9 protein-coding genes are annotated in these 14,696 nt (G+C 71.8%); 4 read left to right on the top strand and 5 right to left on the bottom strand.

Annotation, left to right across the window (positions count from 1 at the left end):
* Positions 1-94: 94 nt before the first annotated feature.
* Together J2S43_RS19230 and J2S43_RS19225 are read left to right on the top strand one after the other, a co-directional pair.
* Positions 95-2,146 (top strand): sensor histidine kinase, encoded by a 2,052-nt coding sequence (locus tag J2S43_RS19230; RefSeq protein ID WP_306831114.1) that lies wholly within the window; start codon positions 95-97, stop codon positions 2,144-2,146.
* Positions 2,147-2,257: 111 nt separating this feature from the next.
* On the top strand, positions 2,258-3,046 hold the full coding sequence (locus J2S43_RS19225) for a GNAT family N-acetyltransferase (RefSeq protein ID WP_306831112.1): 789 nt from the start codon (positions 2,258-2,260) through the stop codon (positions 3,044-3,046).
* 239 nt (positions 3,047-3,285) lie between these two features.
* Here J2S43_RS19225 and J2S43_RS19220 read toward each other — a convergent pair whose 3' ends face one another.
* The 3 genes from J2S43_RS19220 to J2S43_RS19210 form a co-directional block, all read right to left on the bottom strand.
* Entirely contained in the window at positions 3,286-4,515 is a 1,230-nt protein-coding gene (locus tag J2S43_RS19220; RefSeq protein WP_306831110.1) for an IS110 family RNA-guided transposase, read from the bottom strand.
* Positions 4,516-6,033: 1,518 nt separating this feature from the next.
* The gene (gene aroA, locus J2S43_RS19215) at positions 6,034-7,260 is read right to left on the bottom strand and encodes a 3-phosphoshikimate 1-carboxyvinyltransferase (protein WP_306831108.1); all 1,227 of its coding nucleotides are present in this window, start codon (positions 7,258-7,260) and stop codon (positions 6,034-6,036) included.
* A gap of 175 nt (positions 7,261-7,435) precedes the next feature.
* Positions 7,436-10,057: a Tex family protein gene (locus tag J2S43_RS19210; RefSeq protein ID WP_306839337.1), complete on the bottom strand. Its 2,622-nt coding sequence runs from the start codon at positions 10,055-10,057 to the stop codon at positions 7,436-7,438.
* Between the two features lie 382 nt (positions 10,058-10,439).
* Between J2S43_RS19210 and J2S43_RS19205 the strand changes: the two genes are divergently transcribed.
* Both J2S43_RS19205 and J2S43_RS19200 read left to right on the top strand, forming a co-directional pair.
* Positions 10,440-11,960: a deoxyguanosinetriphosphate triphosphohydrolase family protein gene (locus tag J2S43_RS19205; protein WP_306831106.1), complete on the top strand. Its 1,521-nt coding sequence runs from the start codon at positions 10,440-10,442 to the stop codon at positions 11,958-11,960.
* A 56-nt stretch (positions 11,961-12,016) separates the two neighbouring features.
* The gene (locus tag J2S43_RS19200; protein ID WP_306831104.1) at positions 12,017-13,777 is read left to right on the top strand and encodes a hypothetical protein; all 1,761 of its coding nucleotides are present in this window, start codon (positions 12,017-12,019) and stop codon (positions 13,775-13,777) included.
* Between the two features lie 44 nt (positions 13,778-13,821).
* Here the strand turns inward: J2S43_RS19200 and J2S43_RS19195 are convergent, their stop codons facing one another.
* Complete coding sequence (locus J2S43_RS19195) at positions 13,822-14,292, bottom strand: SRPBCC family protein (RefSeq protein WP_306831102.1); 471 nt, start codon at positions 14,290-14,292, stop codon at positions 13,822-13,824.
* A complete protein-coding gene (locus J2S43_RS19190) occupies positions 14,289-14,630 on the bottom strand; it encodes an ArsR/SmtB family transcription factor (protein WP_306831101.1) in 342 nt (113 codons plus the stop codon). The genes J2S43_RS19195 and J2S43_RS19190 overlap by 4 nt, the downstream gene beginning before the upstream one ends.
* Positions 14,631-14,696: the final 66 nt, after the last annotated feature.

The raw sequence follows: 14,696 nt of genomic DNA, 5'->3' as shown, positions 1-14,696 counted from the left end.
CGGATCGTCCGTCGCGGGTTAGCGTGGCTTTGTCCCATTTTTTCCGAGCATTTCATGATCCGGCCGATGTTGCGCGGGAGGTGGTGGGCCCGTGATGTCCCGGCCCCGATCGGTGCCGGTGCCGGACCCGGAGGTGACGGCGCTGGCCGACCTGCCCGCGCTCTCCGGCATGACCGTGCCCGCCGACGAGATCACCGAGGCGATCGGGCTGCGCCGGGTGCTGGAGACCACCACCGAGGCGTTCGTGTCGATGGACTCGGACGGCAGGGTACGCGCCTGGAACCCGGCCGCCGAACGCCTGCTCGGCTGGCATGCGGCCGAGGTCATCGGCCGGGTCCTGGCCGACACGATCATCCCGGAGCCACTGCGCGAGGCACACGCCGGCGGCATGCAGCGGTTCATGGCCACCGGCGAGGCACGGGTGGCCGGCGAACGGCTGGCGCTGCCCGCGCTGCACCGCGACGGTCACGTGGTCACGGTCGAGGTGGTGATCTGGCCGAACAAGGTCGAGGGCATCTGGTGGTTCCACGCGTTCCTGCACGACATCAGCGACCGGGTCGCGTCCGAGGAACGGCTGCGCCGCGAGCGGCTGTTCCTCTCCACCGTGCTGGACAGCCTCTCCGACGGCGTCGTCGCCTGCGACGCGGCCGCGGTGATCACCACGGTCAACCCGTCCGCGCGGCAGATGCACGGACGGCCGGCGCCGACCGTACCGATGACGGAGGTCTTCGCGCGCCTCGACGCACGTCATCCGGACGGCACGCCGATGACCTACGACGAGCTGCCGCTGATCCGCGCGCTGCACGGCGAGATCGTGGTGGACGCGGAGGTGGTACTCGCCGACCGCCGCGTGGTCTGCACCGGCCGGCAGTTGCGCGACGCGACCGGCGCGGTCGCCGGCGCGGTCGTCGCGGCCCGGGACGTCACCGCGGAACGCGCGGCCGAGTCGTACAACGCGCTGCTGGCCGCGCGGCTGCGGCAGACGATCGCGGTGCAGCGCGAGGTGATCGAGGCGGCCGCGGACCGCACCGAGACCCTGCGGCTGGTCGCGGACCGGGCGCTGGAGATGTTCCCACAGGCCGACGGCGCCGCGGTCGCGATACTCGACGGCGACGAGATGGTCTACACCGCGGTCGCCGGGTCGATGACGCCGAACGCCGGGCTGCGCCTGCCGGTGGCCACGTCGTTCAGCGGGCACGCGGTGCGCGCGGCGACCACCATGCGCTGCGACGACCCGGACACCGACCCGCGCATGGACCGCGAGGCCTGCCGCCGGGCCGGCCTCGCGTCCGCGCTGGTCGCGCCGCTGCTCTCGGAGGACCAGGTGACCGGCGTCCTGCTGATCATCAGCCGCCGCACCGGCGCGTTCGACGACAGCGACGCGCAGCACCTGGAGCTGCTCGGACACAGCCTGAGCGGCGGGCTGCGGCACGCGGACGACTACGCGGAGATCAACCGGCTGCTGGCCGAACGCACCGCCGCGCTCTCCGAGGTGGAGGCCGCGAACGCGCTGAAACTCGACCTGATCGGCATGCTCGGCCACGAGATCGCCACCCCGCTGATGTCGATCCTCTCCACCGTCGAGCTGACCGACGACGTGCACGAGATGCCCGAAGCGCTCCAACTCATCGGGCGGCAGGCGACCCGACTCGACACGCTGGTCCGCGAGGTGCTCACCCAGGTGGCACTGGACGCGGGCCGGCTGCACGCGGACCGTGAGCCGGTCGCGCTCGGCGCCGCGATCGCCGCGGCGATCGACCTGGCGGCGGCGGGGGCGGTGCCGGTGGACGGCGACGCATCGGTCTCCGTGCTGGTCAACCGCGGGCACCTGCAGCAGATGCTGGTCAACTATCTGACCAACGCGGCCAAGTACGGCGGGGGCGCGGTCGCGGTCGAGGTCACCCGTACGGCTGAAAACGCGATCAGGGTCGCGGTCCGGGACGCCGGAGACGGCGTACCGGGAGGGTTCCGGGACCAGCTCTTCTCGCAGTTCAGCCGCGCCCGGCGGACCGCGGCCAGCAAGCCGGGGACCGGGCTCGGGCTCTACATCGTTCGAGGTCTCGCGCGTGCGAACGGGGGCGATGCCGGTTACCTCCCGGCCGTACCGCATGGGTCGATCTTCTATCTCGACCTGGAAACGGCGTGATGTCCCGATCGTCCCGGTCGTGGTGGGTTGCCGACGGCCCTTTGCCAGACTGACGCCGTGCGCACCCGTCCAGCGACCGTCGACGATGCCTCCGTCCTCGCGGAGATCCACGTGCGCACGTGGCGGGCCACCTACCGCGGCTTCGTCCCGGACGACTACCTGTCCGCCCTCGACCCGGTCCGCTGGCGCCCGTTCTGGCAGGACCGGTTGCGCACGCCCGAGGGCCGCGCCGGCGTGCTGGTGCTGCTGCCGGACCCCGGCGACCGCCCGGTCGGCTTCGCCATCTTCGGCCGCTCCCGAGACCCGGCCGTCGCCGATCTCGGCCACGAGGCTTCCGGCGGCGGTGATTCGGGCCGCGTGGGTTCCGGCCGCGAGGCTTCTGGTGGCGGTGATTCGGGCCGCGCCGGTTCCGACCGCAACGCTTTCGGAGGCGACGGCAGTGGCGACGGTTCCGGCCGTGATGGTTCCGGAGGCGACGGCAGTGCCGGCGGCGACGGTTCCGGTGGCGCGGGTTCTGGCCGTGATGGTTGCGGGGGCGATGGCAGTGCCGGGGGCGGCGGTTCCGGTGGCGCGGGTTCTGAACGCGATGGTTCCGACGGTGACGATTCGGGCCGCGATGGTGTCGCCGGCGGCGCTTCCGGCGGTGTCGGGGAGATCTTCGCGATCTATGTGCTACCCGCCCATCAAGGCGGCGGCGGAGGCCGGCTGCTGATCTCCGGGGCGCTGCGCGCGCTCGCCGCCGACGGCTGCGACCGGGCCACGCTCTGGGTGCTGGAGGGCAACGCAGCGGCGCGCCGCTTCTACGAACATGGTGGCTGGCACCCCGACGGGTCCACCAAACGCGACGAATCGCGCGGCTTCCCGCTGGACGAAATCCGCTATGCCCGCCACCTTCCGTGAACACCGGCGCCGCCGCACCTCCCAGCCCCGGTGGTGCGGCGTCAGCCGCGCCGCGCCGTGCCGGTGGTGCGGGGTCAGCCGCGCCGCCCTGCGCCGGTGGTGCGGGGTCAGCCGTGCTGCGCCGTGCCGGTGGTGCGGGGTCAGCCGTGCCGCGCCGTGCCGGCCGGTGGTGCGGGGTCAGCCGCGTGGTCTGTGGCTCAGCCACCCGCGAACGTGCAGACACCCCTGGAGCTGAGGTGTCAAGTTGTGGTGGTGGTTTTCTTGCGGTGTGACCAGGCGGTGGCCTGGTCGTAGGGGGTGTGGGTCTTGAGGCAGCCGTGGAGGATGCCGACGAGGCGGTTGCCGACCTGGCGGAGTGCGGCTTGGTGCTTGACGTCGCGGTCGCGGAGGGTGTCGTAGTAGGCGCGGACTTCGGGATCGTGCAGCATCGCGGCGCTGGCCTGCATGTGCAGGGCGTCGATGAGGCGGTTGTTGTGGATGAACCGGGCGTAGACGGTCTTCGTTTTCCCGGACTGGCGGGTCAGTGGTGCGGTTCCGGCATAGTTCTTCCGGGATTTCGCGTCGGTGTAACGGCCGGCGGCGTCCCCGAACTCGGCGAGCACCCGGGCGCCGAGGACAGCCCCGATACCGGGCTGGCTGAGATAGACCTCAGCGTCTGGGTGCCGGCCAAAATGCTCCTCGACCTGCCCTTCCAGGGTTTTGATCTCGGTGTTGAGGGTCTGCAGGACCGCGACCGTCGCCCGGACCGAGGCCGCATAGGCGGCCGTGACCGTCTCGGGCTGGCCGAGCTCGACGGTCCGCAACGCCTGCTGGATCCCGGCCGCCTTGCCCTCAACGTTGCGGCGGCGGGCCCGTTTCAGCACCGTACCGATCTGTGCCAGGGTCAGCTTCGCCGCGCCGGCCGGTGTCGGGGCCTTCGCCAGAAGCTCCAGAGCGTCACGGCCGGTGAGCGTCAACTCCTCGTAAGCGGCGACCGCGGCCGGAAAATACTCCCGCAACGCCGTGCGCAGCCGCAGCATGTGCCGTGTGCGTTCCCAGATCAGTGTCTGATGCGCCCTCGCGACGACCTTGACCGCCTCAGCGATCTCGGAATCCGCGGCGACGGGCCGTAACTGATGCCGGCGGGTCCGGAGCATGTCCGCCAGCATCCGCGCGTCGCCCTTGTCACTCTTCGCTCCTGACAGCGACAGCAGCTCCCGGTGCCGGGCCGCTTGCTTCGGGTTGACCGCAAATACCTGATAACCGGCCGTGACCAGCGCCCGCACCCACGGCCCGCGATCCGTCTCGATGCATATCAGCACCTGCGAAGGCCCGGCATCCCCGGTCAGGAACCGGCCCACCAGCTCATGGAACCGGGTCACTCCTTCCACACCCTCCGGCAACCGCACCACGCCCAGTGTCTGCCCGGCCTCGTTCTGCACCTCCACATCATGATGATCTTCCGCCCAGTCATCACCGACGAACAACACCCGAACCCCTCCCCACCAGCAACAACAACCCCGCAGCCACATGGAAGACCCGGCGCCCTAATGGATCAGTGCTCACGCCATCCGGCGGGCACGACACCCCATCAGCCGTACGGTCCTCACACATCACAGACAGGGGCACGATCTGCACGCAGGACTCAACGGCCCCGGGAGGAACAGTGCTCACCCGCTGCGGCTACCAGACACCGAGTCTGCAACACAACCGACCCGACCTCTAGAACCCATTAGGGAGGAGCCCCTGGCGACGACCGGTGCCCGCGGGAGCATGCGGTCCGGACCACGCCGGAAGCGGGAAAATCGGTTCTAAGGTTTCCTGCTCCTGGAAAACCCGTTGGTTCTGGAAAATGAGGATTATTCAGCAGCCGCTCTGAAGAAATGAGGGTTATTCAGCGCGCTGCGCCTCAACGGCGCTGGCCTGCGGCAACGCGGCGTGAGGTCGCCGCGCTGAATAAGCCTCAATGAGGAGGCTTATTCAGCGCCGCCCTCGTCAGACCGCGCAGCCTGCGGCAACGCGGTGCCGGTTCGCTGCGCTGAATAAGCCTCGAGGTCCAACAGCGCAAGTGACCGTTTCCTCGAACGTCGGCTACGTCCGAGAAGGTCGAAAGCAACCTCGCGGCCCGGAGATCATGACGGCTCACCCCGCGCGTCGCCTTACCGGCTGCTTTTGGCGCCGAGATCGATCCCGCATCGTGGAAGATCGGTTCCGATAGCCGGCCGATCTTCCGTATGACGGGAAATTGCCGCCAGAGTGTGGAAATGCCGAGTGGGCTGCGGGCGCGACGCCCGAAATATCGCCGTAAATACACCCGGCGGGCGTCCTCGCATCTGACTAGTGATACATGGCGCACCGTATGAGGCACTCATACGGTGCGCCATGTATCACTAGTGGTTTTCGCGCGATCAATCTCGCAGCCGGGAAGCGCTTTTGACCTTCCAGCGCCGGGTGAGGGACGCTCCCGCCCGGGATGCTCTGGCCTTTCAGCATCGAAGCCAGGGGCACTCTCTAAGCGGATGCCGAATGCCGACATCTCGGACGCGAGGCGCCCGGGTGCCTTGCGATCGCCGAGGCCTCGATGCCATACCCTTCAACAGGCGGCGCGACGTGTGATCGACTTCTTGCCCGTGAGGTCGGTGGTGATCTTCCGACCGCGCGTCCGGCGCAGACCGCCAGGCACACGAAACCCAGCCCATACCACCCACGAGAAGTCAGCCGGGCCGACGAACGCCCACCCCCGCCGGAACCCATGCCCTCTCCCCGGAGCCCGAGGTCCGCCGAAGGCGCCCTCGACGCCACCAACAATGCTCAACGCCACCAATAGGCCGAAATATCGGGCGTGAGGCGCCCGACACACCGAGGCTTGTTCAGCGCAGCGAACCGGCACCGCGTTGCCACAGGCCGCGCAGTCTGACGAGGACGGCGCTGAATAAGCCTCAGTGCCACCGGTTTCACAAATCCCACTACTCCTAGAAGCCCCACTACTCCTAGAAGCCCTACTGCTCCTAGCAGTCCCACTGGGCGCGGAGTACGCCGAAGACCTCGTGGAACTCCGGAAACGTCTTCTTCACGCAGCCCGGGTCGTCGAGCGTGATGTGCGGGACGCGCAGGCCGGTGACGGAGAAGCTCATCGCGATCCGGTGGTCGCGGCGGGTGCCGATCTCGGCCGGGACCGGGACGCCGGGCCGGATCTCGATCCAGTCCTCGCCGGTCTCGACTCCGATGCCGAGGCGGCGCAGGTTGTCCGCGCACGCGTCGAGCCGGTCGCACTCCTTGACCCGGGTGTTGTAGACGTCCTCGATCCGGACCGGGCCGTCCGCGAACGGCGCGATGGCCGCGAGCGTCGGCATCGTGTCGGAGATGTCGCGCATGTTCGTGGTGATGCCGGTCAGCCTGCCGGTGCCGCGGACCGTGGTCGCGTCCGCGCCGATCGTGACCTCCGCGCCCATCCGGCCGAGCACCTCGACGAAGCCGAGGTCGCCCTGGAGCGCGCCGGCGCCGAGGCCGGGCACGGTCACCTCCTGACCGCTGATCGCGGCCGCGGCGAAGAAGTAGCTGGCGGTGGAGGCGTCCGGCTCGATCGGGTAGTGCGCCGCCCGGTAGCCGCCCGGCGGCACCCGCAGCGTGTTGCCGTCGCGGACCACGTTCACCCCGAAGCGGCGCATCATGGCCAGGGTGATCTCCACGTAGGGCGCGCTGACCAGGCCGGTGACCGTGACGTTCAGGCCCTCGCGGGTGAGCGGGCCGGCGAGCAGCATCGCGGTCAGGAACTGTGAGGACAGGCTCGCGTCCAGCTCCAGGTCGCCGCCCTTGATGCCGTCCGCGGCCACGGTCAGCGGCAGGTGACCGTCCCGCTCGGTGTGCCGGACGTCGACGCCGAGCGCGCGGAGCGCGGCCGTGAGCGGCGCGACCGGGCGGCGGCGCATCTGCTCGGAGGCGTCGAACCGGAACGTGCCGTGCCCGGCCGCGACCAGGCCGGGCATGAACCGGGCGGCGGTGGCGGCGTCGCGGCAGTAGACGTCCGCGTCGTCGACCGCGGGGCCTTCGGGGCGGCCGGTGATGCGCCAGTCCGTGCCGCCGCGCTCCACGGCGTAGCCGAGCGCGACCAGGCCGTCCGCGAACGCCTCCGTGTCGTCGGAGAGCAGCGGGCGGCCGAGCACCGTGGTGCCTTCTGCGGCGGCCGCCAGGAACAGCGCTCGCGCGGTGATCGACTTCGATCCCGGAATCGCCACCACAGACACCCGAACTACCCCCTGCGCTCGCGCGGATTCGCTGCCACCGATCGTAACGGTCGTGGTGCCGTCGCCTGACGGACTCCGTGCCCGTCCCGTCCGTCGGGAGCCGTTCCACATCCATCAACGGGTACGGCCCGGAGCGCGCTGCTCCGGGCCGTATCGCCGTGCGGGGTCAGCGACGCTTGGAGTCGCGCGAGTCGCCGCCCGCGGAGAGGCCCTTGTCGAGGCCGGCCCGCTTCAGCGCGTCCGCCATGGCGGAGTTGGCGAAGTCGGGGCGCCCGCCGCGCTGGGCGCCGCCACCCTGGCCGCCGCCGGACCGGCTGTCCCGGCCGCCGCCGCGCCGGTCCTGGCCGCCGCGCTCGCCGCCACGGCCACCGCCACCGCCGCTGCCCTGACCGCGGCCGCCGGCGCCCTGGCCCCGGTTACCGCCGCCCTGGCCGCCGCCCTGGCCGCCGCCCTGGCCGCCGCCCTGGCCGCCGCCCTGGCTGCTCTGGCCGCTGCCGCTCTGGGCGCGGTCGCCGCGCGGGCCGCGCTCGCCACGCTCGCCGCCGCGTTCGCCGCGCTGGCCGCCGCGCTCACCCCGCGGCCGGTCGCCGCGCGGTGCGCCGCCCTCGGCGTCGTCCTCGAGGCGGAGCGTCAGCGAGATGCGCTTGCGCGGGATGTCGACGTCGAGCACCTTGACCGTGACGATGTCGCCCGGCTTGACCACCTCGCGCGGGTCCTTGACGAACGTCTTGGACAGCGCGGACACGTGGACCAGGCCGTCCTGGTGCACGCCGATGTCGACGAACGCGCCGAACGCGGCCACGTTCGTGACCACGCCTTCCAGCTTCATGCCCGGGACCAGGTCGGAGAGCTTCTCCACACCGTCCGCGAACGCCGCGGTCTTGAACGCCGGTCGCGGGTCACGGCCCGGCTTCTCCAGCTCCGCGATGATGTCGGTGACCGTGGGCAGACCGAACTGCTCGTCCACGAACTGCGTGGGGGAGAGGCGCCGCAGCGCACCGCCGTTGCCGATCAGCGCCTTCAGGTCGCCGCCGGTCGCGTCCACGATCCGGCGGACGACCGGGTAGGCCTCGGGGTGCACGCCGGACGCGTCCAGCGGGTCGTCGCCGGCGGGGATGCGCAGGAAGCCCGCGCACTGCTCGAACGCCTTCGGCCCGAGGCGCGGCACCGCCTTGAGCGCGGTGCGGGACCGGAACGGCCCGTTCGCGTCGCGGTGCATCACGATGTTCTCCGCGAGGCCGGCGCCGATGCCGGAGACCCGGGTGAGCAGCGGGGCGGACGCGGTGTTCACGTCCACGCCGACGCCGTTCACACAGTCCTCGACGACCGCGTCGAGCGAGCGGGACAGCTTCACCTCGGACAGGTCGTGCTGGTACTGCCCGACGCCGATCGAGCGCGGGTCGATCTTCACCAGCTCGGCGAGCGGGTCCTGGAGGCGGCGCGCGATGGAGACCGCGCCGCGCAGCGACACGTCCAGGCCGGGGAGTTCCTCCGACGCGTACGCCGAGGCGGAGTAGACGGACGCGCCCGCCTCGGACACCACGATCTTGGTCATGCCGAGCGCGGGGAACGCCTTGATCAGGTCGCCGGCCAGCTTGTCCGTCTCGCGGGACGCGGTACCGTTGCCGATCGCGATCAGGTCGACGTTGTGCTTCGTGGCCAGCGCGGCCAGCGTGGCGATCGACTCGTCCCACTTGCGGCGCGGCTCGTGCGGGTAGATCGTGGCGGTGTCGACGACCTTGCCGGTCGCGTCCACCACCGCGACCTTCACGCCGGTGCGCAGGCCCGGGTCGAGGCCCATGGTGACGCGGGTGCCGGCCGGCGCGGCCAGCAGCAGGTCACGCAGGTTGGCCGCGAAGACGCGGACCGCCTCCTCCTCGGCCTCCTGCCACAGCCGGGACCGCAGGTTGATCTCCAGGTGCACCAGGATGCGGGTGCGCCAGGCCCACCGGACCGTGTCCTTGAGCCAGCGGTCGGCCGGGCGGCCCTGGTCCTCGATGCCGAAGCGGGCGGCGATCGCGGCCTCGTACGTGGTCGGGCCCTCGGCCTCGGTCGCGTCCGGCGACAGGGAGAGCTCCAGGACCTCTTCCTTCTCGCCGCGGAACATGGCGAGGATGCGGTGCGACGGCAGCTTGGTCAGCGGCTCGGAGAACTCGAAGTAGTCCTTGAACTTCGCCCCCGACTCCTCCTTGCCCTCGCGCACCTTCGAGCCGAGCACGCCGCGGCTCCACACCTGCTCACGCAGCGTGCCGATCAGGTCGGCGTCCTCGGAGAAGCGCTCGACCAGGATCGCGCGCGCACCGTCCAGCGCGGCCTGCGGCGTGGCGACGCCCTTCTCCTCGTCGACGTAACCGGCCGCGCTCGACTGCGGGTCGTGCGCGGGGTCGCCGATCAGCAGGTCGGCGAGCGGCTCCAGGCCGGCCTCGCGGGCGATCTGCGCCTTGGTCCGGCGCTTCGGCTTGAACGGCAGGTAGATGTCCTCCAGCCGGGCCTTCGAGTCGGCGGCCAGGATCGCGGCCTGCAGCTCCTCGGTCAACTTGCCCTGCCCGTGGATCGACTCCAGGATCGCGGCGCGCCGCTCCTCCAGGTCGCGCAGGTAACGCAGCCGCTCCTCCAGCGTGCGCAGCTGCGCGTCGTCGAGCGTGCCGGTCACCTCCTTGCGGTAGCGGGCGATGAACGGCACGGTCGACCCACCGTCCAGCAGGTCGACGGCGGCCGCCACCTGCCGCTCCCGCACGCCGAGCTCCTCGGCGATGCGCTGGTTGATGGCGCCGGCGCTCGCCGCCACGAACGCCGCGGTGGTCGCGGTCGGCGTCACCGCGACCGGCTCGGCCGCCGCGAGCACCTCGGGCTGAGCCTCGGCCGGGGGCAGTGCAGGGTCCACAGACGTAGTCACGCTTGATCCACCTTCTGATGTCATCTCGGCCGCCATTCTGCCCGCACCCACCGACACTTGTCCCGGCACCCCGCTGCGCCCGGCGGGTCGCAGGAAGCCCATCAGACCCATATTCCCGCTTCCGGCGTGGCTGGGTCCCAGTGCTCCCGCGGGCACCGGTCGGCCGCGGGCGGCCTCCCTGTCAGTTCCGTCGCTGGTCACCTTCAACCCCGGTGCCGCGCGCGACCCCGTACCGTCGGCGATTAGATGATCTTCAGGCTGTTAGCGTGGCGGGATGGCTGAGGTCGAGGATCCCCGTGCGCAGCGACTGTCCGGTGCCGGACGGGCGCCCGGCGACCTGGCCGCGTCGCCGTTCCGAGCGGACCGGGACCGGATCGTGTCGTCGACGTTCTTCGCGCGGCTGGGCGGCGTCACCCAGGTGATCAGCCCGGGCGGGTCCGGGCTGCTGGTGCACAACCGGCTGACGCACAGTCTCAAGGTCGCCCAGGTCGGGCGCGCGATCGCGGAACGGCTGCTGGCCCGCGCGGAGCACCGTGACCTGCTGGACAAGCTCGGCGGCTGCGACCCGGACGTGGTGGAGGCCGCGTCGCTGGCGCACGACCTCGGGCACCCGCCGTTCGGGCATCTCGGTGAGCGGGTGCTGGACCGGCTGGCGCGGGAGCGGCTCGGGCTCGCGGACGGGTTCGAGGGGAACGCGCAGTCGTACCGGATCGTGACCAGCACGGAGATCCGCGGTGAGGCGCGCGGCGAGACGATCATCGGGCTGGACCTGACCGCGGCCGTGCGCGCGGCGATGCTCAAATATCCGTGGACCCGCCGGGGCTACCCGTCGCCGCACCCGTCCACGCTCAGCCCGGCGCCGCGCGGCGCGACCGCCCCGGCGGCCGATCCGGAGAGCGGATCGCTGAAGTTCGGCGCCTACGGGACCGAGGTGCGCGACCTGCGCCAGGCCCGCGCGCCGTTCGAGGGGCGGATCGCGGACTGGCAGCAGACCGCGGAGGCGTCCATCATGGACACCGCGGACGACATCGCCTACGCGATCCACGACGTCGAGGACTTCTACCGGGTCGGCGTGCTCCGGCAGGGCGAGGTCGCGGCCGAGCTGTCCGCGTGGCAGCGGCACGCGGGCGAGCTGGCGATCGAGTCCGACGCGGCGCTGGAGCTCAACGCGCGCCGGCCCGGCCGGTCGATCGAGCGGCTGCGGCGCACGCTGCACCGCAAGGACTCCTGGGTCAGCGACGACGAGGCGTTCGCCACCGCGGTCGCGCACGTGCGCCGCGAGCTGGTCGACGGGCTGCTGTCCGCGCCGTTCGACGGCTCGGTCGAGGCGGAGCACGCGGTCTCCCGGTTCTCCGACACGTGGACGCGCGGCCTGGTCGACGCGATCACGGTGACCGACAGGCCGTCGATGCGGTCCGGGCACGTGCTGCTCTCGCCGGTGCAGTGGCACGAGGTGCAGGTGCTCAAGTTCGTGCACCACCGGTTCGTGCTGGAGCGGCCCGACCTGGCACTCCACCAGCGCGGCCAGGCACGGCTGCTCGGCACGCTGGTCGAGGCGCTGCTCGCCTGGATCGACGACCCGGACGAGACCACCCGGCTGCCGCGCCGCCTGCACGACCTGGTCGAGCTGGCCGAGGCGGAGCTTCCCCCGGCCACGCCGCACCGCGCGGCGCAGGCCCGCGGGCGCGCGATCGTGGACTTCGTGGCGTCGCTGACCGACAGCCAGGCGGTGGCGATGCTGGACGCGCTGTCCGGCCGCTCGGGCCAGCTGTGGACGGACGCGTTCGTGCTCTGACCAGCGGCCCGGAAATCGGGGTGTCGCAGTGGTGATCATTTCGGTAGCGTGCGCGCGTGCAATCACCCACCCCCGATCCCGCCGAGCGGCCGTCCCCGGCCGCCGGCGACCCCGCCGAGCCGTCGTCCGCCGCATCGCCGGCCGCCGCCGAGCCGGCTGCGGTGTCCGCTCCGCAGAGCCGGCCCGCATACCCTCCCGCCGTTCTGGCCGAGCCGGTCACGACCCCGGCCGCACCGGTTCACACCACACCCCTCGCGGGTACGCAGTCGGCCGCGCCACAGCGCACCCAGACGCCGTCGGCGTCGGGCGACGCTCGTCCGGCGACCGCGCCGGCTGAGGCCGGGCAGACCGGCGCCGTGTCGGACGTATCGCCGGAGGCCGCCGCGTCGCCGGAGGCCACCGCGTCGGAGGCCGTAGCGTCGCCGGAGTCTGCCGCGTCGGAGGCCGTAGCGTCGCCGGCCGCCGCATCGGTGTCCGTCGCACCGGCGGTGTCCGTCGCGCCGGGCACCGCTCCCGGCGAGGGCGTCAACACTGCCGGTGCTGCTGGTCCGGCTGCTGCCGGTGCTGGTCCGGCCGCTGCCGACGCTCGCGGTGCTGGTCCCGGTGTTGCCGGTGTTGCCGGTGTTGCCGGTTCGGCTGCTGCCGGTGCTGGTTCGGGCGCGCCCGGCGGTGCCGTGGATCCCGGCTGCGGGCCGGCGGTCGAGGCGCAGCTGCGGCAGCAGCCGATCCTCATGCCCACGCCGCCCGCGCCGCCGGTGACGCCCACGCCGCCGGCCGCCGCGCGCGGGCCCCGGCCCGCCACCGTGACCGTCGCCGTGATCCTGCAGTACGTGGTGGCCGGCCTGCTGGTGGCGATGGTCGGGCTGCTGGTCTGGGAGGGCGTCACCTACGGTCTGCTGATCGACGAGGCGGCGGACACCCCCGGCGCCTCGCAGTTCGACGCGGACGCGGAGCGCGTCGGGAACTGGTCGATGAACGGCCTGGCCATCGCGCTGCTCGTGCTGCTGGCCGGCTGGCTGGTCACGAACACGCTGCTCACCGCGCGCGGCAACAACGTGACCCGGATCCTGAACCTGGCCGGGCTCGGTGCCGCGCTCGGCCTGGTCGTCCTCGGCGCATGCAGCGGCGGCCTGGTCAGCGCGCTCCCGTTCTCGACGACCGGTTACGGCGCGAGTGACCCGTTCGCGGAGTACCCGCTCGAGGAGGATCCGTTCCTGGAGGAGGCGCCGCCCACGACCGACGGCGGCTACTACCACGAGAACGCGTTCTACGACCGGCTCGCCGACCTGGTGACCGAGCGGAACTCGGTCGCGTTCGACGTGGGCATGCCGCTGCTCGGCGTGGTCGCGGTCTTCCTGGCGATCACCGTGATGGTGCTGCTGCTGGTGCCGCCGACGAACCGCTGGTTCAACCCGGGCCGCCCGGCCGGCCCGCGCCCGGGTCCGCAGCCGTGGCCGCCGCACGCGGCCTACGGCGGGCCGGTCTCGGTGGCACCGTTCGCGATGCAGCCGGTGCCGCCGCAGCCGTTCACGGTCCCGCACTTCCCGCCGCAGCCGAACCCGTATCCGCCGGTCCCGCACTACCCGGTGCCCCCGCAGAACACCGCGCCGCCGCAGAACACCGTGCCGCCGCAGCACCCGATGACGTTCCAGCACCAGCCGGCGCCGCAGGACGTCCAGGCGCCGCAGAACTTCCCGCCGGTGCAGCGACATCCTGTGCCGCAGCAATATCCCGTGCCGCAGCACCCGGAGTTCCCGGTGCAGCCGCCGTTCACCCCCGGGCAGCAGCAATACCCGGGCAATTTCCCACCCCAGTGAGCACCCCGGGGGTACGGACCTTCCGTCCGTACCCCCGGATGGTTTCAGGCCGTGAGCTCGCGCAGCAGCGCGTCGAGCGCGACGTAGGACCGCTGGGCGCCGTCCGCCATGCCGGACCCGACCATGCCGTCGAGGTCGTCCTTCGACGTGAAGCGGGATGTCGTGGTGACCGTGGTGCGCCCGTTCTCCTCCGTCAGGACCAGCGAGTCCGTGGCGACGTGCCCGGGCATGCCCTCGAACTCGAACGTCTGCACCAGCCGCGCCGGCGCCTCGATCTCCAGGTATTCGCCCCGGAACGCATACGCGTTGCCGTCGTCGGCGTGCTCCACGAACCGGTACTTCCCGCCGACCCGGAAGTCGATTTCGACGTCGAGCGGGTTGCCGCGCCCCCACCAGCGACGCAGGTGCTGTTCCTGGGTGTGGCAGGCCCACACCAGGTCGCGCGGCGCGTCCACCACGCGGGTCATGACGATCTCGGTGTCGGAAATCTGGTCCACGGTGAGCTGCTCGGTCATCGATCTGTCTCCTTCTCGGGTGCTTGCAGGTCTCGCAGGTAGGTGTCGAGCGTCGCGTAGCGCTCGTCCCAGAACCGCCGGTACTGCTCCATCCACGTGGCCACCTCGCGCAGCGGCTCCGGGTCGAGCCGGCACGGGCGCCACTGAGCGTCCCGGCCGCGCACTATCAGCCCGGCGCGCTCCAGGACCTTCAGGTGCTTGGAGATCGCCTGCAGGCTGACCGGGAACGGCGCGGCCAGCTCGTTGACGCTCGCCTCGCCCTCGGTGAGCCGGGCCAGGATCGCCCGCCGCGTCGGGTCGGCCAGCGCCGCGAAGACCTCGCTGAGTCTGTCTGTCATCGTCCTCAACCACCTGGTTAATTAACCGCTGGGTTGAGCTTAGCGCGGACCGGCCTGCTGTCAACC

This window comes from Catenuloplanes nepalensis, from assembly GCF_030811575.1.
Lineage (GTDB): Bacteria > Actinomycetota > Actinomycetes > Mycobacteriales > Micromonosporaceae > Catenuloplanes > Catenuloplanes nepalensis.
This window is presented reverse-complemented; position numbering and strand designations above follow the sequence as displayed.

What these genes read in the sequence shown, in the direction of transcription:
- J2S43_RS19230 (WP_306831114.1), top strand. Translation starts at nt 95, where the DNA reads ATGTCCCGGCCCCGATCGGTGCCGGTGCCGGACCCGGAGGTGACGGCG.
- J2S43_RS19205 (WP_306831106.1), top strand. Translation starts at nt 10,440, where the DNA reads ATGGCTGAGGTCGAGGATCCCCGTGCGCAGCGACTGTCCGGTGCCGGA.
- J2S43_RS19195 (WP_306831102.1), bottom strand. Translation starts at nt 14,292, where the DNA reads ATGACCGAGCAGCTCACCGTGGACCAGATTTCCGACACCGAGATCGTC.
- J2S43_RS19190 (WP_306831101.1), bottom strand. Translation starts at nt 14,630, where the DNA reads ATGACAGACAGACTCAGCGAGGTCTTCGCGGCGCTGGCCGACCCGACG.